Below are 20960 nucleotides of genomic sequence, written 5' to 3' on the forward strand. Positions count from 1 at the left end.
GGTTCGTAATTTGGACCCATTTTTTTATTTGGAGCAGGAATTTGATAGTTAGTGGGAAAGGAGAAAGAAAATGTTGAGATTTGCAACCCCATTATTTTTCATGATTGTCGGTTTTATCTATTTAGTTTCTACTTTTAATCTACCAAAAGCTCGACTTGGAGATCCGAACGGTCCAATGTATTTTCCGATAATTATCGCTTTAATTTTAATCGGAGCGAGTATAATTTATTTCTTTCAAGAATGGAAACTTCGAAAAGAAGAATTTAAAGAGTTCCAATTAGTTAAGGAAGGAAAAGCGCCATTTTACTTGATTACTACTTTAGTGCTTATGCTTATTTATACGTTCCTATTTGAAAGAATAGGCTTCCTATATTCAACAATGCTATTCCTGGGTGGATTAATGTTTTTGTTAAATGGAAGAAAAAAATGGATTTACAATATCATCATTGCTGTTGCATTTTCATTTGTTACATGGTATTCGTTCGCAGTTCTATTGCAGGTAAGTTTACCGTAGAAAGGAGTCTCAAAAATGGGAATAGATACGCAACATATTATTGAAGGTTTTATGGTCGCAATACAACCTCAGAACTTATTCTGGATAGCTTTGGGGGGATTCTTAGGGACTGTCGTGGGAATGCTTCCAGGTCTTGGACCCGCAACAGCAATTGCATTACTTATACCAATAACTTTTGGAATGGAACCAACAAGTGCGCTTATACTTATGGCGGCCATCTATTACGGCGCAATGTATGGTGGATCAAGAAGTTCAATCCTATTGAATGTACCGGGGGATGGATCGGCAATCGCAGCAACGTTTGATGGATATCCTATGGCACAAAAAGGCCAAGCTGGTCAAGCATTAGCGATTTCAGCAATCGCTTCATTAATCGGCGGGCTTGTGGCGGTAGTTGGTTTTATTGTTTTAGCACAACCACTGGCTAAATTCGCATTGAAGTTTGGTCCCGCCGAATACTTCTTGCTTATGATATTTACGCTTTCAGCAATTGTAGCATTGGCAAAAGGTGCAATGGTGAAAGGATTCATAGCGATGGCACTAGGTCTATTACTCAGTACGATTGGCATCGATTTACAGACAGGTGTTTATCGTTTCACGGGTGGAAATGTCCATCTAGCTGATGGAGTTGATTTTCTAGTAGTCATAATTGGTATATATGCTGTTGGTGAGGTTATGTATAACTATTTGACAATTGATCGACCTTTTGGGAAAAAGAAAAGCATCGGAAAAATATGGATTACGAAGGAACAATGGAAACGTACAAAATGGCCGATGATTCGTAACGGTCCTATTGGCTTTATTGTCGGTGTTTTACCTGGTGCTGGTGGTGCGATAGCATCTATGATTAGTTACTCTTTAGAAAAACAGATTTCCAAGAATCCTGAAGAATTCGGCGAGGGTGCAATCGAAGGATTGGCAGCACCAGAGTCATCTAACAACGCCGCATCTGTTGGTGCATTTATCCCGATGTTAACGATGGGAATCCCTGGTTCGGGGACAACTGCAGTCATTCTCGGAGCAATCGTTATGCTTGGAATGAAACCAGGTCCGTTGTTATTTGAAAATCATCCGGATATGGTTTGGACGTTTATTAACAGTATGTTCATAGGAAATATATTCCTTGTCATTTTAAATATTGCGCTTGTTGGGTTACTTGTCAAAGTTCTTGACACGCCTCCGAAAACGTTATATCCAATGATACTGTTATTAGCATTTATGGGGACATATACTTTGAACTTTAGCATGACTGACTTTATCATTCTTATTATCTTCGGTCTGATAGGTCTAGTTATGAAAATTCTTCAGTTCCCGGTAGCTCCTTTAATATTGGCAGTCATAGTCGGCTCTGAGATGGAACAAAACCTCAGGAAAAGCCTTGTGACAAATGATAGTGCACTAGGACTAATAACGGCTTCACCGATTACACTTACACTTACAATTATGACGGTTATTTCTCTTGGATACCCATTCCTTTCAACGTGGTTGAGAAAGAGGAAATTGGAGAAAAATATGAGTCGCTAATATATGGAAGTCGCCCCCCTTGAAAATAAACCATTTTCAAGGGGGGTATTACTAGTATTGATTAAAAATATTGGAAAGAGGTTATTGCTATGACTTGGTTGATTGGGAAACAACGGACACAGATTGAACTAGCAGATGAATTTAAAAAGATGATTACGACTAAACCCATCTTAAAGATTATTGGGGCTCATGATGGGATGTCGGGTCTCGTTGCAAAGAATACTGGTTTTACCTCGCTTTACTTATCAGGTGCGGCATTTACCGCAAGTAGAGGACTTCCTGATCTTGGCATCCTTCATTCGCAAGAGGTAGCTGAACGAGCAAGGGAAATTATTCGTGCGACAGATTTGCCTATACTTGTAGATATAGATACTGGTTTTGGCGGAATATTGAACGTCGCTAGAACAGCTAAAGAAATGGTTGAGGCAAATGTCGCGGCGGTTCAAATAGAAGACCAGGATTTACCGAAGAAGTGCGGTCACCTAAATGGAAAAAAGTTGATATCTGCAGAGGAAATGGTGCAAAAGATTAAAATAATTAAAGAGGTTGCTCCTTCTCTTGTCATCGTTGCGCGTACCGACGCATTATCCGTTGAAGGAATGGATGCTGCCCTAGATAGAATGAGAATGTATGTTGAAGCCGGTGCAGATGCATTGTTCCCTGAAGCACTGACGACAGAAGATGAATTCCGAATGGTAAGTAAAGAGTTTGTAGTACCTTTACTTGCAAATATGACTGAGTTTGGCAAAACAGATTATTTTTCAGCGAATGAATTTGAATCCTTTGGTTATTCAATGGTTATCTATCCTGTAACTTCATTACGAGTTGCTGCGAAAGCTTATGAAGTTGTTTTTAAAGAAATATTCGACAAAGGTACGCAAAAAGATGCGTTACACATGATGCAGACACGGAAAGAACTATATGATGTAATTGGTCTACATGCTTATGAAGAGCTTGATGAACAAATTGCGAAGACGGAACTGCCAGAATAACATTGGTTTCGGCTTTAAATAAAATATCGCTCAAATTAGTCCGGTTGGAAACCTTCCGGACTCTTTGGCGTTTTTATATTTTTGAAAGAAGGCAATAATTTTGGCCGAACACAAGCTTTAATAAAATGGAGTTGTCAGATATAATAGACAGAGAGTAAACAAATGAATTCAAAAGTTAATCTATAGCAATTGACGATATCTGGCTGAATAGTAATGATGAAAATTGATGAATAGGAAAGCAGGTCATATAAGATGAAAACCCTTTTACTTACAGGTTTTGAGCCATTTCTAAAATACACGGTAAATCCTACGATGAAAATAGCAGAGGAGTTACATGGTCAGATTATTGGTGACTACAAAATCCACAGTGAAATCTTAACAGTCGACTTTAAATCATCGGGTGATCAGCTCTTGGCGCATATTGAGAAAGTTCAACCTGATGCAGTCCTATCAATGGGTCTTGCGGGTGGACGATACAAAATGACACCAGAACGAATCGCGATTAATGTGAAAGATGGTGCCGCAGATAACGAAGGTAATCAACCTATTGACGAGGTGATTCAAGCGGACGGGGAACCGGGAATAATGTCCACTCTGCCAGTACGGGCGATGGTGAATCGGTTACTAGCGGGAGGCTTGCCGGCTGAAGTATCTAATACTGCAGGCACATACTTATGTAATAACGTCATGTACGAAGGGTTACACTACGCTGCAACAAAGAAGCCAGCGATGAAATCCGGTTTCCTTCACATACCTGCTTCACATGAATTGGCTATTCAACATGGCAGTATTCCAAGTTGGTCACATGAAGACTTGAAAAAAGGCGTTGAACTATGTATCGAAGTGTTGGCCGCCGATGAAACCTAATAATCAAATCATCCCCAAAGCGATGGTGACAAGCGAACAGTCAATCCGATTCGACTTTGGTCCATCTATGAACTTGGAAACCTTACGCATAATCCAACAGTTTTGTACCTTCATTGAAAACAGTCCGAATCCTTTTCTTGACGAGGTTGTGCCGTGCAACCAGACTGTAACAGTTTTTTATCATAAAGAGTTAGTCAATCCAGTTGATACTATAGAAGGAATCCTAACGAAGTGGGCGAAGCGCTCTGACAATGCGTTGGTTGTAAGTACACGGTCAATTGAAATTCCGGTTTGTTATGATGAGTCATTCAGCGATGATATGGCGCGGATTATTGCGCATACCGAGTTGACGCGTGAGGAAATCATTTCCCTTCATACAAGTACGACTTATACGGTTTATATGATTGGGTTTCTACCCGGATTTCCATACCTTGGTGATTTACCAAAAGAGCTACATGTGCCACGTTTGGATAAGCCTCGTTTACAGGTTGCCAAGGGGACTGTCGGAATCGGAGGAACGCAAACGGGTATTTATCCAATTGAATCACCTGGGGGTTGGAATATAATCGGGCGCACACCACTGGATCTATACTGTTTGGAACGTGCAGAACCGTTTTTAATTCGTGCGGGGGATCAGTTGTGCTTTCGCTCGATATCTTTTGATGACTTTAATGTAATGAAAGAAAATCTAGCGCGTGAACCTGAAATAATCAAGCAGTTTGTGAAGGAGGGATTGCGATGCGAATCGACTTGAATGCAGATGTTGGAGAAAGTTACGGGCAATTTACGATAGGGGAAGACGATGCTCTTTTTGAATCGATTACTTCCGCTAATATCGCCTGTGGGCTTCACGCGGGTGATTTCAATGTGATGCGAAAAACTGTAGAAAAAGCTTCAAGGAAAAATGTTTCGATTGGTGCTCATCCTGGCTATCCAGATATCCAAGGATTTGGTCGAAGGGATATGGCTATGCCACCTCGTGAGGTTTATAACGCAGTGGTCTATCAAATCGGTGCGCTGAAACAGTTCTGTGCCATTCAAGGCGTTCCAATATCGCATGTCAAACCACACGGGGCACTGTATAATACAGCCGCGGTAGATGTGGGTATTGCAGATGCAATTGCAGAAGCGGTTTATGATACTTTGCCAGATGCTTATTTATATGGTCTTTGCAATAGCGAATTGATGGAAGCTGGAAAGCGGATCGGTTTGAAAACAGCGGGTGAGGCTTTTGCAGATCGTCGTTATACGGCGGAAGGCACATTATGTTCGCGACTATTATCAAATGCGGTTTTACGTACATATGAAGAAATTGAAAAACAGGTTAAGGATATCGTACTCAAGAAACAAGTGCGCTCGGTAACTGGAGAATTGATTTCATTGCAGGCTGATACAATCTGTTTCCACGGGGACGGAGAAGGTGTAGCGCATAATGCCAGTACAATAAGGCGGGCGTTAGAAGAGGCTGGAGTGAGGTTTAGCGCCTTAGGGGGTTTGACATGATTCCGTTATTTCGAGTGGTGAAACCGGGTGTCTACGCGACTATACAAGACCGAGGCAGATTTTGCTATCGGCATTTTGGTATGCCAGTTTCGGGACCGATGGATTGGCCAGCATTCAAGTTAGGCCAGGAAATAATGAATAATGGTGAAAAAGGAAATGCTTTAGAGATATTCTTAGGCGGATTAACATTGGAAGTGCTCACAGATTACCGGATTATCATAACAGGAGCCGATTTGGGAGCACGAATAGACGGTGAAATGGCGGTGCCACTATGGAAGACATTTTCAGTTTGGAAGGGCCAGTTCTTGTCGTTCCCAAATCCGGTGAGTGGTTCAATCGCCTATATTATTCCTGAAGGTGGATACGCGGCAACAGAGATTTTGGGGAGCAGTTCCGATTATCCTAGGGGACTGATTGGTAATTCCGTTACTAAAGATATGATTCTATATGCAAATACGGAGAAACAAAAGTGGTTCAATCGTGGATTGGTACCTAAAAGGATTCCAGATTATTCAAAGGAAATCTCAATTGAATTATTTGAAAGTCCACATATAAAGTTGTTTGAAAAAGCGAGTGTCAAAACCTTTTTGAACTCAACTTATACATATCGTGGGGGTGACCGTATGGGATACTTTTTCAATGGTCCTCCACTTGAATTTGTGAGTAGCGGTGATATTGTCAGCGAATCGACCCAATTTGGAACCGTACAGGTCCCGACAAATGGGCAGCCAATTATATTAATGGCGGACGCCCAAACAACTGGAGGCTACGCAACGCTTGGAACAGTGAGTAAAAATGACTTGCCAAAAGTAGCGCAGTTAAGAAGCGGCGGGACAATTCGTTTTAGCTATCGTAAGTGATCAGTGGAGATTTTAAATCGGGTACTAGGGGTAGAGCCGGTTGTAAGGTCGCTCGATTCGGTCGTTGGAAGCCAAATGTCAATCATAAGCCATTTAGAGTCGAGCGTTAACTGTAAAGAGTCAGTCATAGACAAAAACAAACAGATTGGAATCCATAAAAGGGTTTCGATCTGTTTGTTTTTTGTTTATTATTTAGTGGGATAAAAACTGTATAACACTACTTTCTTAATCCATACCGCGGCACTATCACCATTCCGTTTGGCGACCCATAAATCCCCTGTAGCAGTGGCGATATCGTCTTTTCTTAACCAAGTAATTTTATTAATGGTGGGTAAGAATATCGGTTGAAAGTCTCCTTGATTCTGTAATGGGGCAGTTATTTTCAGTTGTTTTTGACCGGTTAAAGTTAACAAGTACAAGGATGGTTTTGGGCGTTTCGTTGGATCATTGGACCAATCACTTTCCAGGACACGGGAAACAATTAAAGAATTATCGCTTACCCAAGTAAAGCCCATTTCTGCGTATTCTTTAGGTGTCAGATTGACTGTTTGATAAGCAGGTATTTCAGTTATTTTCAACTTTTTATTTTTAAAGCCAAAGACGATTCGTCCTCCACCCGCGATATAGCCGAGTAAGTTTTCTTTATGTGCCCATAGTGGACTGAAATCCAAGATGACCTCGTCAATCACTTCGAATTTTTTGCCGTCAGCAGTTATCACCGCGAGCATATCGCTATCCATCGACCAAGAGGCGGTAGGTGAAATAATAAAGGAAATCCATTTATTATTTGGAGAATATGTGAAAGATCCCGCACCGATGGAAGGGATTTTCGTATCGTCTATTCCGACCTCTTTTGGAATGACAAATAATTCTTTCACGTTCTTGGTTAAGTCAGAGATGTCCTGATAACCTGCTTCAATAGAGATGGTGTAAAGGATTGGGTGGGTCCAACCATCAGGACGAAGAGATGCACTTGACGATGCGATGAAACCTTTCCCGTTTGGTTGCCATTCAAAATCAGCCACTCCCAAAGCAACATTATAGAAAGATTTTAAATTGGATATATTTAATACGCCCTGATCATTAAAGGCGACAATGTTTTCAGTCGGAGACCATTTTGGATTTAGACCATCATGAAAAAATTTATGATGTTTTTTTGTAGTTGTGTCATAGACCCATAATTCGTTCGATGTTTCCTTATAATAATCCATTATGTTTTCCTTCACTTCTTTTTGATAAAGGAGAAACTTTCCATCGTGGGACCACTGTGGTGCGTAATTGTATATCGCTTTATCAACTGTTAACATTTTTTCTTTGTCGTCGTCTTTAATCCATAAGTATCCATCGCGAATAAAGGCTACTTTCACACCGGAAGTATTCGTTTCCACGTGTGCAATGGACGGAAAGATTAGCAATGCAACAATAAGTAAAGGAAGTATTCTTCGCACAACTTCACCTCTTTTTATGTAGGTTCTACCCAAACCATAAACTTATGCATATATATAACTTTGGTGTTGGTTGACTGATTTTGGTTGTTTGTGATTGATTTTGATTGCAGGTTGGAGTAGAATGAATTATAAGTTATGAATAGAGGTGGTGCTTTGATGTTAACGAATGAAAGACAGGAAATTATTATGAAGTTGTTAGCGGAAAAACAAACCATTAAAATACAAGACATTGTAGAGGCTACGATGGCTTCAGAATCGACGATTAGACGTGATTTAACAGAATTAGAAGAGCAACATAAATTAGAGCGTATTCACGGTGGCGCGACTGTAAGTGAACGAAAACTACAGGAAATGAGCATTACAGAAAAGTCGTCCAGAAACCTTCAAGAAAAAGTTCGAATCGCAAAATATGCCGCATCATTAGTTCAAGATGGGGATTGTATTTTTATAGACGCAGGAACAACGACATTTCAGATGATCCCTTTTTTAGGTAATAAAAATATTGTAGTCGTTACAAACGGACTGACACATGTGAATTCATTAATCGAGCAAGGGATTACAACCTATTTAACAGGTGGCTATGTAAAGGCAAAAACGAGCGCACTTGTAGGTCCTCAAACGATTCAATCGCTAGAAAATTACCGATTTGATAAGTGTTTTCTGGGCGTAAATGGTTTTCATATCGAGTTTGGATTTACAACGCCGGATCCAGAAGAGGCTGCCGTTAAACAGCTTGCGCGAACACTTGCCAAAAAAACGTATGTAGTTGCTGATCATTCGAAATATGACAAAGTAAGCTTTGCCAAAATTGATGACATGAAAAATGCTGTTTTACTTACCGGACCGCTTGAGAAAGATACATTTGAAGCACTTGAAAAAATGACGACAGTAGAGGTGATTTAACGATGATTTATACGTGCACAATTTCGCCAAGTCTTGATTACACAACCTATTTGACGGAGTTTCATCAAGGGGAATTAAACCGCACGGATGATGTTTATTATTATCCGGGAGGCAAAGGGATAAACGTGTCACGCGTGTTGAAACATTTGGATGTAGAAAGTGTAGCACTAGGTTTTGTGGGCGGATTTACGGGTGACCATATTAATGAATTTCTAAACAAAGAAGAGATTCTGACTGATTTTATTCAAACCGAGGAAATTACGCGTATAAATGTGAAGGTTAAAGCAGATACAGAATCGGAATTGAACGGTCCTGGACCCAACGTTAATGAGAAGCAGCTACAGGCATTGCTTGATAAGGTACAAGGATTGAAGAGTGGCGATTGGTTCGTATTGGCAGGAAGCTTACCGAAATCAATTCCAAGTAGTTTTTTTGTGAAAGTGGCTAACATTTGTGAAAATGGCGGAATCCATTTTGTGCTTGATACATCTGGTCCAGCTTTACGAGAATTGATTCAGACGAAACCGTTTATTATTAAGCCAAATAAAGAAGAACTTGGCGAGTTATTTGATACAGAAATAAAGACTAAACAGGAAGCTTATTATTTTGCGAAACAACTTGTTGAAAAAGGTGTACAACATGTTGTTGTGTCGATGGGCGGGGAAGGTGCGTTGCTCGTGACCGAGGATTTGGCGATAGTGGCCGAGGCACCAAAAGGACAAGTGGTCAACACAGTAGGGGCCGGCGATTCGCTTGTCGCAGGATTCTTAGCTTCCTTTGTCAAAAATCAGGATGCAACTGCGGCATTCCGTTATGGTGTTGCAAGTGGAAGTGCAACAGCTTTTCAGTCTGATTTGTGTGAAAAACAAGACGTGGAAAAATTGCTTGATCAAGTAATACTAAGTCCATTAAATACAGGGGATGTGAAATTATGAAAATTACACAACTATTAACAGAAGAAACGATTATTCTAGATGTTAACGCCAATTCAAAACAAGAGGTATTGACGGAACTAATTGACCAACTAGATGGTGCGGGAAAATTAATAAATAAAGCATCATTTATGGATGATATTTTGGCTCGTGAGGCACAAAGTACAACGGGAATTGGAGATGGCATCGCGATTCCTCATGCGAAATCAGCCGCGGTAAAGACACCGGCGATTGCATTTGGACGTTCTACCGATGGCCTTGATTATGATTCGCTTGATGGTCAACCGGCTCATCTATTTTTCATGATTGCAGCTACGGATGGCGCAAACAACGATCACCTGGAAGCGCTTTCGAGATTAGCGACATTTTTAATGGACGAAAAGTTCAGGGAAAGAATTCTAGAAGCAACGACAAAAGAAGACATTCTACAAGCTGTTAATGACAAGGAAACCGAGTTGGATGGACCAGAAGAACCGGCTGAAACTGAAGAATCTCCAAAGACATCGCGTAAGATATTGGCAGTAACTGCGTGTCCAACGGGTATTGCGCATACGTTTATGGCCGCGGAAAAATTATCAACAACAGCAAAAGAAATGAATGTTTCTATAAAAGTTGAAACGAATGGATCGAGCGGTGTTAAAAACCGGCTAACGGATGCCGATATTGCGGAAGCAGACGCGATTATCGTTGCTGCAGATACGAAAGTCGAAATGGCTCGTTTCAACGGAAAACCAGTGATACAGATTCCAGTTGGAAAGGCTATTTATGAAGCTGAAGAATTAATAACGCGTGCGGTGAATTTAGATGCGCCAATCTATAAACATGACGGATCAAAAGACGATACTGAGAAAAGCGAATCGCGCGGTGGATTTTATAAGCATTTGATGAATGGTGTTTCCAATATGCTGCCATTTGTAGTCGGCGGCGGAATATTGATAGCGCTCTCCTTTTTTTGGGGGATCGAGTCAGGAAATCCGGATAGTCCGGAATACAATGCATTCGCGGCAATGCTCGGAACAATCGGCGGCGGAAAAGCATTCTTCCTTATGGTGCCCGTATTAGCTGGATTTATTGCATCTAGTATTGCCGATCGTCCTGGATTTGCGCCAGGTATGGTTGGTGGATTAATTGCCATTACGGTAACTGGGGTCGATGGCGCGAATGGTGGATCAGGATTTTTAGGTGGTTTGATTGCTGGTTTCCTAGCCGGATATTTAACGCTATTGGTTAAAGTAATGTTCTCTCGTTTACCGAATTCATTAGAAGGATTAAAACCAGTTTTATTTTTCCCGGTGTTTAGTATTGCATTTACTGGCATTATTATGATGCTGATTAACCCGCCACTTACGAAAATCTATACCGGTCTTACTGCATTTTTGGAAGGATTGGGTGGAACGAATGTTGTGCTTGTTGGTGTTTTGTTGGGTGCAATGATGGCGATTGATATGGGTGGACCTATAAATAAAGCTGCCTATACATTTGGAATTGCGATGCTCGATGCACAAAACTTTACGTTCATTGCAACAGTCATGGCTGCGGGAATGGTACCACCACTTGGTATTGCGCTTGCAACGACGCTATTTAAGAAACGTTTTACAAAGCAAGAACGGGAAGCTGGAAAAACGGCTTATGTACTCGGCGCCTGCTTTATTACGGAAGGTGTTATCCCATTTGCTGCAGCGGACCCAGCCAGGGTTATCCCAGCTTCGGTTGCTGGAGCTGCCCTAACCGGTGGACTCACGATGCTGTTTGACATTGGATTACGTGCACCACACGGCGGTGTCTTTGTAATGGGACTTGTTGAGGGTGGATTTGGAAATGTCTTACTCTATGCACTGGCAATTATTGCAGGAACAATCGTTACGGCTTTACTGGCCGGGGTACTTAAAAAGAATGTTATTCAGGCTGCATGAAGTTATCGAAGTTACCGTTAAGTAGATTGCTGTTAACACCAATCTAAAAAAACACCTTTCGCAGTCTAGTTGGTTTGAATACCCAACTAGACAACGGGAAGGTGTTTTCTTTTAGTTACAAAAACGTAAACAGCTCGCTCTAATAACTGGATCAAAGTTTATCTTTGGAGCAGTCGTCTTTATACTTAGTTATTAAATGTATCCTTAATCTTTCCGGTCGCACTTTTTACTGAGCCCTTCACTTTATCTAATTTACCTTCTGCTTGTTTACCTTTATCATTTGTTAATTTGCCGAACTGTTCCTTTACTTCGCCCTTAACTTTATCAACTGCCCCTTCAACTTTGTCTTTAAAACCACTCATTTTATATTCCTCCCTTAACTTTATAATAGGTTTATATCGATTCATATATGACACAAACTTAGTCATCCAAAATATAATCCACGAATAGGGGATCAGTCAGTTGTCATAAATCGAAAAATCCCGTTGTTCAAACAGCTAACTGTTGAACAACGGGAATTTCATATTATGAGCCAATCTTTTTTAACAGCAACATCTTTTAAACGTGGCTCAGGTTGAACGGCGACAGGATTTCCTACTAGATTCAAGACGGACAAATCTGAGTAACTATCCCCGTATGCAAAACTGTTTGCCCAATCTATTTCTTTATCGCCCAAGAAGGCTTCAATTTGTTCGTTTTTTCGTAATCCTTGAACGTGATGAATAGGCGCTTTCGTATCAAGTGTACGGTTATTTAGTGGGATGTCTGTTCCGATAATCGTATCGAAAGGCAACCCTTTGGTAGCGATGTGTAATAAAGGTGTATAGGCCCCAGAGACAAGCATAATGTGAAGCCCGTCCTGTGCGTGTTGTTTAACTTGTGAAACGACGAGTGGGTTGAAATCGGATCGCATTTTATCAGAAATTTCCTTGAAGTATTCTTCCAATTCGTTTGCAGACAGCCCTTCAAGTGCCTTCAGATATATTTCCATCGAACGTGCACGCATCTTATGTGTAGGATAAACCTTCAATTTATGACCAAGGTAAGGCGGTAAAATTGAACGATAAAACCGATTAAATCTAGTGTGGTAAACAGGATGTTTCTTTAAGTGATCCATTAAAAGTTGATAGGTTTCTTTGGCATATAATGTTCCATCAAAGTCGAAAATAGCAACACGCATCATTATCACCATATCTCTCTTATTTAAGTTGATATATTAGAAGAATATTCTACTTATTTAAAATGATACAGTGTTTGGGGCGTATTCGCAATGTAAAAAGGGGATTATTTTACCATGTAAAAAGCCAAGAGGAAAAATCTTGGCTTTGGATAGAGCTTATTTTATTGTAGATTGGGTGGTTTTGGCATTCCAGGTTGTCCGGATGGCGCAAATGCGTTGAGCAGTTGTTGCATATCTTGCTGAGCAAGTTGTGGGATTTGATAATAATGATGTTTGTTTTGATAAATGGCCGTTTCATAAGCCATTTCAATACAGTTTGGGATCGAATCAGCAAGGACACGGCGCAAAACTGGGTTACATGTTTCAAGTGCCGCAGTCGTTTTTGCGGTTGCAGATGCTTTTGATGCGCCTAATAAATAACCTGAAATAATTTCATCGGAAATTTCCGAATCTGATTGGATAGGTTTCGTTGGTTGGGTTGGCTTCATCCCATAAACGAAATCATTTCCTCCTTGCATTTTATAGCTTCCGGTTGGCTGTGAAGGGTCTTGACCGGTTTTAAAGGCTTCAACTGTTATGTTGTATTCATCCAGTGCAAAGCGGTATTGGCGATCCAGAATATCAAGTAACTCAGCATCTTTTACGTGTTGGCGTAATAACATCGACTGATTTAACCCAGCGACAGAGGTGGATAAGGCTTCATGGACGTCGAATAGTTCATGTCCACCATGATTCATAAGTGGTGGAACGGCTCCTGTGTGCATGTTCTGATGTGTCTCACCGGATTGATTGTGTGTCAATATAAAATTCCTCCTAATGTTGATAACTTTTAGCATCCCACTTAGTATGGGGGTAGAATAAAAAAATATTCATGGATTTTCAGAAGTGTTATATATTGTTGAGGGTGGGCTGAAAATTGAAGGAAAAGTCATTCGAAGATTTGATCCAAGTAGAATTAATCACTACATTTGCAAGTCAACAATTACCAGTCTCGGTGTTTCTCCTTGATGGCTTGTTAATTGACACAGGCCCAATTAAAAAGAAAGAGTTTTTGATTCCTTTATTGAATAAATATAACTTTACAGAGGTAATTTTAACGCATCACCACGAAGATCATACTGGTGTTGCTCGTTGGATTCAAGACCATAAAAAAGTGCCGATTTACATTCACGAATCAGGAATAAAGAATTGTGAGGGTAAAATGAAGCTGCCTCTTTACCGGAAAGTTTTTTGGGGTGAAAGAGAGCCTTTTCAACCCATTGCATTAAATTCTACGCATAAAACACCGAATTATACATGGGATATTATTCATACACCTGGTCATGCACATGATCATATTACTTTATATAACCGTGAGAAGAAATGGTTATTCGGAGGAGATTTATATGTGCAATCAGCGCCTAAAAGCTTGTTTGCATTTGAATCTATTCCAACAATTATACAATCCTTGCGAACAATCTTAGCCTATGATTTTGAAGTATATATTTGTTCACATGCTGGAGTAATTAAAAATGGCAGGGAAGCGATTGAAAGAAAGCTGAATTACTTAGTTGATGTCGAGCAAAAAGTACTATCATTGCATAAAGACGGTAATTCTCGACGCGAAATAAGAAAAGAACTATTTCCAAAACGACATGCTATGAATTACTTATCATTATTTGAAAACTCACCACAGCATATTGTAAATTCGATTTTGAAATGAACCGAATGAACTGGGGGGATAATAATTGAAGTATGATGTTATTGTCGTAGGTGCTGGTTTGGCGGGGTTAGTTGCAACGGCGGAACTTGTAGATGAAGGCAAGAGCGTATTGTTGCTGGATCAAGAACCAGAAGAATCACTTGGGGGACAAGCATGGTGGTCGTTTGGTGGCTTGTTTTTAGTCGATTCACCGGAACAACGCAGATTAGGAATTAAGGATTCACACGACTTGGCATGGCAAGATTGGCTCGGGACAGCTGGCTTTGATCGTGAAGAAGACGAGGATTACTGGGGAAGAAAATGGGCAGAAGCCTATGTCGCATTCGCGGCTGGAGAAAAGCGGGATTGGCTGCGCACTCACGGTATTCGATTTTTTCCGGTTGTGGGCTGGGCTGAACGTGGTGGACATCTTGCAGAGGGACCAGGTAATTCGGTGCCGCGCTTTCATATTGTATGGGGGACTGGACCTGGTATCGTTAAACCGTTTGAAGAGAAGCTAAGAGCTGCGGTGAAGAAAGGGTTGGTTCATTATCTTCCTAGGCACCGTGTCGATGAATTAATAACCGAGAAAGGTGCGGTTGTTGGTGTCCGAGGGGCTCGGCTGATTCCAAGTTCGGTTGCTCGTGGCGAGACAAGTTCACGTGAGGTTGTCGATTATTTCGAAGTTTTGGCTCAAGCCGTTTTAGTAACAAGTGGTGGAATCGGGGCGAACGAGGAATTGATTCGGCAGAATTGGCCTGAACGACTTGGTAGCGCGCCTAAGCATATGATTACAGGTGTACCTTCGCATGTTGACGGGCGCATGCTAGCGATTACCGAGAGGGCGGGTGGTCGGCTCGTCAACAGAGACCGAATGTGGCATTACACAGAAGGCATTAAAAACTGGAATTCAGTGTGGCCCAAACACGGGATTAGAATACTTCCTGGTCCTTCATCTATTTGGTTCGATGCAACTGGTCAAAGACTTTCAGCACCCAATTTTCCAGGTTTCGACACTTTGGGAACGCTTGAGGCGCTTCGGAGAACCGGCTATGATTATTCGTGGTTTATCTTAACAGAAGAAATCATTGAAAAAGAGTTTGCGCTATCCGGGTCTGAACAAAATCCAGACTTAACGGGAAAAAGTATACGAAAAGTACTGCAGCGAGTTTTGCCAGGGCCGACTGCACCTGTCAGGGCTTTTATGGATAAAGGCGATGATTTTGTTGTAGCGGATACATTAACAGAACTAGTTGATGGGATGAATGAAATCACAGGCGAAAACTTATTGAGTGTTGAAAACATCGAGCGACAAATCATTGCACGTGATCGGGAAATGGAGAATCCCTTTACGAAGGATCTTCAAGTCACCGCTATTCACGGTGCGCGAAAATATGTTGGCGACAAGTTAGTGAGAGTTGCCGGTCCCCATAAAATACTTGATCCGAAAAAAGGCCCGTTAATCGCGGTTCGATTGCACATCGTCAGTCGAAAAACCTTAGGTGGATTACAAACCGATTTATCGGGGCGCGTATTAAATACTGCTGGAGAGCTAGTCCCTGGACTGTATGCGGCAGGCGAAGTTTCTGGGTTTGGCGGCGGCGGTGTTCACGGTTACCGTTCATTAGAAGGCACATTTTTGGGCGGCTGTCTTTTTACCGGAAGAGAAGCAGGAAGGGCGCTTGCTAAAGATTTAAAGTAAGTCCAAAAGGGAAGATTAAGGAATAAACATTGAAATAAAGAAACCATCGCCATCCAATTAGCTTTCGGATGGCGGTGGTTTTATTCGTATTTGTAACATTTTACGCGTTCAAATTAGACACCTGGCATAAATACAAAAGCTAAGTTCTAGATTCTTAGCTTTTTCTACCATTATTCTTTATTCATGTAGTTAAGAATAGAATGAAGCTGTTCTAAGTCTGGGTTAATGATAAGGATTGGTAGAAATGTAAAGACGAACAACAACAGAAAGTTTGCGCAGAAGAAAATTCTAATAAACCTCTTTAATTTCACACATTTCCCTACCTTCTATTAAAATACGTTTCACATAGTTGGGCAAACGCCCTTTCATAGATAGTGTATGCGAAACAATAATAATCGGTTTACAATATTTAGTTTTACTTCCGCTGATATTATCGTGATATCATGCGATTCATCTAATCTATGCATAATAGGCTTGTCGTATTAGTAAACTTATGAAGAGAGCATTTTGTCAACGAAAGGTAGATGAGATTATGCAGATTCACGTTGTTGAACGAGGGCAAAGTTTGTATGGAATTTCTAAGGCATACGGTATTGGTTATGAAGAGATTGCGGTAGCAAATGAAATTCCTGATCCATCGCGTTTGGTTATTGGGCAGGCATTAGTTATCCCGGTTGACGGAAGTTACCATTTAGTTCAACCAGGCCAATCCCTTTATACGATTGCAAACCGATACGGAATGTCGGTTAATACGCTTGCGAGTACCAACGGAATACCAAATAATGCGGTACTTCAGATTGGCCAGCGACTTCGTATCCCGACTCAACCGAAACCAACAATCGAGGTCATGCTTTATGTCGAGCCGCGGACGCCGGTGACCGAGGTGATGATTGAGGAAGTTAAAAGAAGAGTTGGCTCCCTAACGTATTTAGCAATGTTTAGCTACGAGGCAATGCGCGACGGGACACTTGTTGCACCGACAATTGGTGGCATACCAGGTATCGCAAGTGCCGCGGGTGCAGCGAATGCAATGGTCATAAGTAATCTAGAGGACTTTGGGTTTAACGCAGATTTAGCACGAGATATACTTAACAGTGTTGCGGTTCAAAATTTGCTTTTTGATAATGCGATTCAAATTGCAAACGAAGTAGGGTATAAAGATATTCACTTTGATTTTGAATTGTTATATCCGGAGGATCGTCTACTGTATAATAATTTTCTGCGAAGAGCCCGGGATCGTTTTCATGCAGCTGGCCTAACAGTGTCAACGGCAGTTGCCCCAAAACCAAGTGATATTAAAACGGGCATATACGGTGCGCATGATTATGCGACGATGGGGGAGTTGATGGATTTTGTCGCCCTTATGACGTACGAATGGGGCTTTACGTATAGCGAACCTCAAGCCGTTAGTCCGATTGGTCCCGTCCGTAATATCGTAGAATACGCTGCCACTGTCATGCCTAGAAATAAAATTATGATAGGTCAAAATTTATATGGTTATGACTGGTCAGCCCCGTTTCCACCTCAAGGGGGAAAGGCTGCGGTTGCCCTTAGTCCACAACAAGCAATTGCGTTAGCCTTGCAAGAGGAAGCCGAGATTCAATATGATTATGTAGCACAGGCGCCATTCTTCGAATATTATGATGACGCTGGCGTGTACCATGAAGTTTGGTTTGAAGATGCACGAAGTATCCAAGCGAAATTTGATTTGATTAAACAGCAAAATATACGTGGAATTATGTATTGGAAACTAGGTCTATCCTTTCCACAAAACTGGTTACTGCTGAATGATAACTTCATCGTACGAAAAATTACAACGATATAAAAACTATGGGCCTTGCCGGTTAATTGGCAAGGTTTTCTCATGCCACGAAGTGTAAGCGTTACCAATAATAAGAGGTTCTAAGTACTGTCACAAATCTTTCAATTAAATTAACGGAAAACATTGAACTATAGAAAATATGTCGTATAATGGAACAATGAAAGAGGTGGACAATCATTGACAAAAGATTTGAGAATTAATAGTAAAGTATTTAGTGAAGGAACGATGAGAGCGCCAAACCGCGCGATGTTACGTGCAGTTGGCGTAACTGATGAAGATTTCGAAAAACCAATGGTGGGTATCGCAAGCACATGGAGCGAAGTCACACCTTGTAACGTACATATTGATAAACTGGCAATTGCTTCGAAACAAGGCGCGACAAATGCAGGTGCAGTCGGAATGATTTTTAATACAATTACAATTGCGGATGGTATTTCAATGGGGACGAGCGGCATGCGTTATTCCTTACCAAGTCGTGATGTGATTGCAGATTCTATCGAGACAGTTGTCGGTGGAGAAAACTTGGACGGGCTTGTTGCAATTGGCGGCTGTGATAAAAATATGCCAGGATGTATGATTGCAATTGCGAATTCCAATGTACCTTCAGTATTTGTATATGGTGGAACAATTGCTGCCGGTAAACTTCACGGGGAAAGCATTGACCTCGTATCGGTGTTTGAAGGTGTTGGACAATTGAATGCGGGTCAAATAGATGAAGAAGAGCTACGCGCAATTGAATGTGCGGCTTGTCCTGGAGCAGGTTCATGTGGTGGAATGTACACAGCGAACACAATGTCTTCAGCAATCGAAGCAATGGGTATGAGTTTACCGGGAAGTTCCTCGAATCCAGCAGTATCTGCAGAAAAGCTTGCTGACTGTGAAGAAGCTGGAGCGGCAGTTTACAACTTGATGGAACAAGGGATTTATCCGAAAGACATTATGACAAAAGAAGCATTTGAAAATGCGATTACAGTTGTAATGGTGCTTGGTGGTTCTACAAACGCTGTATTACATTTACTTGCAATGGCACATGCGATTGAAATAGACTTAACTATGGAAGACTTTGATCGTATCCAAAAGAAAACACCGCATCTGGCAGACTTAAGACCAAGTGGTAAATACGTCATGGAAGATTTACACCGCATTGGTGGCGTTCAAGCCGTTATGAAGATGTTGCTCGAAGCAGGCTATCTGCATGGGGACTGTCTGACAGTTACAGGAAAAACAGTCGCAGAAAACTTGAAAGAATCACCTGATTTACAAGAAGGCCAAAAAATTATCAGACCGTTTAATAATGCATTTAGTGAAGATGGCCCATTAGTTATGCTAAAAGGGAATTTATCACCACGCGGTGCAGTTGCGAAAATGTCAGGCGTTTCAGTGACATCGCATACTGGACCGGCTCGTGTCTTTGATACAGAAGAAGAAGCCACAGAAGCTGTAATGCGGAATGAAGTTAATGAAGGCGATGTTTTGGTCATCCGATACGTCGGCCCTAAAGGCGGACCAGGTATGCCGGAAATGCTTTCAATTTCGGGGATTCTTGTTGGAAAAGGACTCGGCGAAAAAGTAGCGTTAATTACTGATGGCCGTTTCTCTGGCGGGACGCACGGATTGGTCGTTGGTCATATTGCACCTGAAGCACAAGTGGGTGGACCGATTGCATTCCTAAAAGATGGCGATCAGATTACAGTGAGCTCTGCAACACAAGAAATTTCAGTTGCGGTCTCAGAAGAAGAGTTCGAGAAACGCCGTAAAGGTTGGGTAGCACCACCCTTGCAAACTCGGGGCGTGTTAGGGAAATATGCGCATAACGTTACTTGTTCATCAAGAGGCGCAGTTACTGATTACTTTAATAGAGATGACAACTAAAAATAAGTGCTCCTAGAATATTCTAGGAGCTTATTTTATGGTTATTATTAGGAGGAGCATTTCATGGTAAAGGCAATATTTTTCGATTTAGACGACACACTTTTATGGGATAAAAAAAGTGTGGCAACAGCATTTAGGAAGACGTGTGAGCGCGTCACCAATACATATGATATAGATCCATCGAAATTGGAAGAGGCTGTTAGATTCGAAGCAAGTGAGCTTTATGCGACTTATGAAACGTTTGACTATACAAAGATGATTGGCATTAACCCATTTGAAGGTTTATGGGGAACTTTTGATGACGAAGGGGAATCCTTTCAAAAGATGAAAGAACTTGTCCCTGGCTACCGACGCGATGCCTGGACTAACGGACTTAAAAAAATGGGCATAGATGACGCGAATCTTGGAAGTGAATTAGCGGAGCTATTTATAGAAGAGCGAAAGAAAAGTCCTTTCCTATATGAAGAAACATTTTCAGTGTTGGACCGGCTAAAAAAAGACTATCAATTAGTGCTAATCACAAACGGATCGCCCAGTTTGCAGCAGACTAAACTTGAAATTACACCAGAAATCGCACCGTATTTCGAACATGTAATTATATCAGGTGGATTTGGCGTAGGTAAACCAAATCGAACTATATTCGAACATGCCTTAGCGCTTTGTAATATTGAGCCAGGTGAAGCATTAATGGTTGGGGATAATCTGATGACAGATATTCTAGGGGCTTCATATGTAGGGATCCCATCTGTTTGGATTAATCGAGAGAACAATAAAGCACATGAGGAAATTATCCCAACTTATGAAATTAAAGATTTGAATGAGTTATTTTCTATCATTGAAAATAAGTGAAACGAAGAGCCACGAAGAGCCACCAAAGTAGGCAACGGGTTCTCTTCAGAGGTGTAAAACGTAAAAAAACGTATGAAAAAGGACACGGAACCGCAAAGGTAACTCGTTCCGTTCACTGGTACAAAAGTTGAAGTAACAAGCGAAATAACATCGAATTAGAACAACAATCAGCACCGCAGTTAGGTGGCGACCCCCGAAAGTTAGAGTTTTAATTATGCAGCTATTTGGTTGGTTTGAGTCCTGTATTCCGCTGGACTTAAACCAGCCAATTTCATTTTAATTCGTTGATTGTTGTAATAATAAATGTACTTTTCGATTTTTTGTTTAAGTTCACGGTAAGATAATAATGCCTCGCCATGATACATTTCTTGCTTCATAATTCCAAAGTAATTCTCCAT

The 20960-nt window shown here is 41.1% G+C and carries 20 protein-coding genes; 15 read left to right on the forward strand and 5 right to left on the reverse strand.

What is annotated here, in order from left to right:
• Positions 1-70: 70 nt before the first annotated feature.
• The 7 genes from KSU66_RS18920 (at position 71) to KSU66_RS18950 (ending at position 6260) form a co-directional block, all read left to right on the forward strand.
• Positions 71-514, forward strand: a complete 444-nt coding sequence (locus KSU66_RS18920; RefSeq protein ID WP_269053022.1) for a tripartite tricarboxylate transporter TctB family protein — start codon at positions 71-73, stop codon at positions 512-514.
• A gap of 15 nt (positions 515-529) precedes the next feature.
• Positions 530-2038 (forward strand): tripartite tricarboxylate transporter permease, encoded by a 1509-nt coding sequence (locus KSU66_RS18925; RefSeq protein ID WP_269053023.1) that lies wholly within the window; start codon positions 530-532, stop codon positions 2036-2038.
• An 89-nt stretch (positions 2039-2127) separates the two neighbouring features.
• Positions 2128-3030 carry a methylisocitrate lyase gene (gene prpB / locus KSU66_RS18930; RefSeq protein WP_269053024.1) on the forward strand — a complete coding sequence of 301 codons (903 nt, stop codon included), beginning with the start codon at positions 2128-2130 and terminating at the stop codon, positions 3028-3030.
• 252 nt (positions 3031-3282) lie between these two features.
• Positions 3283-3897, forward strand: a complete 615-nt coding sequence (locus KSU66_RS18935) for a pyroglutamyl-peptidase I (RefSeq protein WP_269053025.1) — start codon at positions 3283-3285, stop codon at positions 3895-3897.
• Positions 3887-4651: a 5-oxoprolinase subunit PxpB gene (pxpB, locus tag KSU66_RS18940; protein WP_269053026.1), complete on the forward strand. Its 765-nt coding sequence runs from the start codon at positions 3887-3889 to the stop codon at positions 4649-4651. Before KSU66_RS18935 ends, pxpB begins: the two co-directional genes overlap by 11 nt.
• The gene (locus tag KSU66_RS18945; protein ID WP_269053027.1) at positions 4636-5400 is read left to right on the forward strand and encodes a LamB/YcsF family protein; all 765 of its coding nucleotides are present in this window, start codon (positions 4636-4638) and stop codon (positions 5398-5400) included. Before pxpB ends, KSU66_RS18945 begins: the two co-directional genes overlap by 16 nt.
• Positions 5397-6260 (forward strand): biotin-dependent carboxyltransferase family protein, encoded by an 864-nt coding sequence (locus KSU66_RS18950; RefSeq protein ID WP_269053028.1) that lies wholly within the window; start codon positions 5397-5399, stop codon positions 6258-6260. Before KSU66_RS18945 ends, KSU66_RS18950 begins: the two co-directional genes overlap by 4 nt.
• A 188-nt stretch (positions 6261-6448) precedes the next feature.
• On the opposite strand, the gene KSU66_RS18955 is transcribed toward KSU66_RS18950, so the two are convergent.
• Positions 6449-7708, reverse strand: coding sequence for a TolB domain-containing protein (locus KSU66_RS18955; RefSeq protein ID WP_269053029.1), 1260 nt, complete (start codon positions 7706-7708; stop codon positions 6449-6451).
• A 156-nt stretch (positions 7709-7864) separates the two neighbouring features.
• On the opposite strand from KSU66_RS18955, the gene KSU66_RS18960 reads away from it, so the two are divergent.
• Genes KSU66_RS18960 through KSU66_RS18970 form a run of 3 tightly spaced genes read left to right on the forward strand, consistent with a single transcriptional unit; the run spans position 7865 to position 11456 of the window.
• The gene (locus KSU66_RS18960; RefSeq protein ID WP_269053030.1) at positions 7865-8611 is read left to right on the forward strand and encodes a DeoR/GlpR family DNA-binding transcription regulator; all 747 of its coding nucleotides are present in this window, start codon (positions 7865-7867) and stop codon (positions 8609-8611) included.
• Between the two features lie 2 nt (positions 8612-8613).
• Entirely contained in the window at positions 8614-9546 is a 933-nt protein-coding gene (gene pfkB, locus KSU66_RS18965) for a 1-phosphofructokinase (protein WP_269053031.1), read from the forward strand.
• Entirely contained in the window at positions 9543-11456 is a 1914-nt protein-coding gene (locus KSU66_RS18970; protein WP_269053032.1) for a PTS fructose transporter subunit IIABC, read from the forward strand. The genes pfkB and KSU66_RS18970 overlap by 4 nt, the downstream gene beginning before the upstream one ends.
• Before the next feature lie 185 nt (positions 11457-11641).
• Here KSU66_RS18970 and KSU66_RS18975 read toward each other — a convergent pair whose 3' ends face one another.
• From KSU66_RS18975 to KSU66_RS18985, 3 genes are all read right to left on the reverse strand, one after another.
• Entirely contained in the window at positions 11642-11818 is a 177-nt protein-coding gene (locus KSU66_RS18975; protein WP_269053033.1) for a CsbD family protein, read from the reverse strand.
• Positions 11819-11976: 158 nt separating this feature from the next.
• Positions 11977-12648 carry an HAD family hydrolase gene (locus KSU66_RS18980; protein ID WP_269053034.1) on the reverse strand — a complete coding sequence of 224 codons (672 nt, stop codon included), beginning with the start codon at positions 12646-12648 and terminating at the stop codon, positions 11977-11979.
• Positions 12649-12797: 149 nt separating this feature from the next.
• Complete coding sequence (locus tag KSU66_RS18985; protein ID WP_269053035.1) at positions 12798-13436, reverse strand: spore coat protein; 639 nt, start codon at positions 13434-13436, stop codon at positions 12798-12800.
• Positions 13437-13552: 116 nt separating this feature from the next.
• Between KSU66_RS18985 and KSU66_RS18990 the strand changes: the two genes are divergently transcribed.
• The 5 genes from KSU66_RS18990 to KSU66_RS19010 all read left to right on the forward strand — a co-directional run bounded on the left by KSU66_RS18990 (position 13553) and on the right by KSU66_RS19010 (position 20562).
• Entirely contained in the window at positions 13553-14338 is a 786-nt protein-coding gene (locus KSU66_RS18990; protein ID WP_269053036.1) for an MBL fold metallo-hydrolase, read from the forward strand.
• A gap of 25 nt (positions 14339-14363) precedes the next feature.
• On the forward strand, positions 14364-16019 hold the full coding sequence (locus KSU66_RS18995; protein WP_269053037.1) for an FAD-binding dehydrogenase: 1656 nt from the start codon (positions 14364-14366) through the stop codon (positions 16017-16019).
• A gap of 493 nt (positions 16020-16512) precedes the next feature.
• A complete protein-coding gene (locus KSU66_RS19000; RefSeq protein ID WP_329958856.1) occupies positions 16513-17844 on the forward strand; it encodes a glycoside hydrolase family 18 protein in 1332 nt (443 codons plus the stop codon).
• A 174-nt stretch (positions 17845-18018) separates the two neighbouring features.
• Positions 18019-19713, forward strand: a complete 1695-nt coding sequence (gene ilvD / locus KSU66_RS19005) for a dihydroxy-acid dehydratase (protein ID WP_269053038.1) — start codon at positions 18019-18021, stop codon at positions 19711-19713.
• A gap of 63 nt (positions 19714-19776) precedes the next feature.
• A complete protein-coding gene (locus KSU66_RS19010; protein WP_269053039.1) occupies positions 19777-20562 on the forward strand; it encodes an HAD family hydrolase in 786 nt (261 codons plus the stop codon).
• Between the two features lie 212 nt (positions 20563-20774).
• Here KSU66_RS19010 and KSU66_RS19015 read toward each other — a convergent pair.
• Positions 20775-20960: IS3 family transposase (locus KSU66_RS19015; protein ID WP_269053040.1), on the reverse strand; the 186-nt coding region annotated here is incomplete at its 5' end.

It is taken from the genome of Sporosarcina sp. G11-34, from assembly GCF_026931025.1.

Excerpts from the sequence above, each read along its gene's own strand:
- pfkB (WP_269053031.1), top strand. The coding sequence starts at position 8,614 with ATGATTTATACGTGCACAATTTCGCCAAGTCTTGATTACACAACCTAT.
- KSU66_RS18950 (WP_269053028.1), top strand. The coding sequence starts at position 5,397 with ATGATTCCGTTATTTCGAGTGGTGAAACCGGGTGTCTACGCGACTATA.
- prpB (WP_269053024.1), top strand. The coding sequence starts at position 2,128 with ATGACTTGGTTGATTGGGAAACAACGGACACAGATTGAACTAGCAGAT.
- KSU66_RS19000 (WP_329958856.1), top strand. The coding sequence starts at position 16,513 with ATGAAGAGAGCATTTTGTCAACGAAAGGTAGATGAGATTATGCAGATT.
- KSU66_RS18960 (WP_269053030.1), top strand. The coding sequence starts at position 7,865 with ATGTTAACGAATGAAAGACAGGAAATTATTATGAAGTTGTTAGCGGAA.
- KSU66_RS18945 (WP_269053027.1), top strand. The coding sequence starts at position 4,636 with ATGCGAATCGACTTGAATGCAGATGTTGGAGAAAGTTACGGGCAATTT.
- pxpB (WP_269053026.1), top strand. The coding sequence starts at position 3,887 with ATGAAACCTAATAATCAAATCATCCCCAAAGCGATGGTGACAAGCGAA.
- KSU66_RS18925 (WP_269053023.1), top strand. The coding sequence starts at position 530 with ATGGGAATAGATACGCAACATATTATTGAAGGTTTTATGGTCGCAATA.
- KSU66_RS19010 (WP_269053039.1), top strand. The coding sequence starts at position 19,777 with ATGGTAAAGGCAATATTTTTCGATTTAGACGACACACTTTTATGGGAT.
- KSU66_RS18970 (WP_269053032.1), top strand. The coding sequence starts at position 9,543 with ATGAAAATTACACAACTATTAACAGAAGAAACGATTATTCTAGATGTT.
- KSU66_RS18935 (WP_269053025.1), top strand. The coding sequence starts at position 3,283 with ATGAAAACCCTTTTACTTACAGGTTTTGAGCCATTTCTAAAATACACG.
- KSU66_RS18975 (WP_269053033.1), bottom strand. The coding sequence starts at position 11,818 with ATGAGTGGTTTTAAAGACAAAGTTGAAGGGGCAGTTGATAAAGTTAAG.
- KSU66_RS18980 (WP_269053034.1), bottom strand. The coding sequence starts at position 12,648 with ATGGTGATAATGATGCGTGTTGCTATTTTCGACTTTGATGGAACATTA.
- KSU66_RS18920 (WP_269053022.1), top strand. The coding sequence starts at position 71 with ATGTTGAGATTTGCAACCCCATTATTTTTCATGATTGTCGGTTTTATC.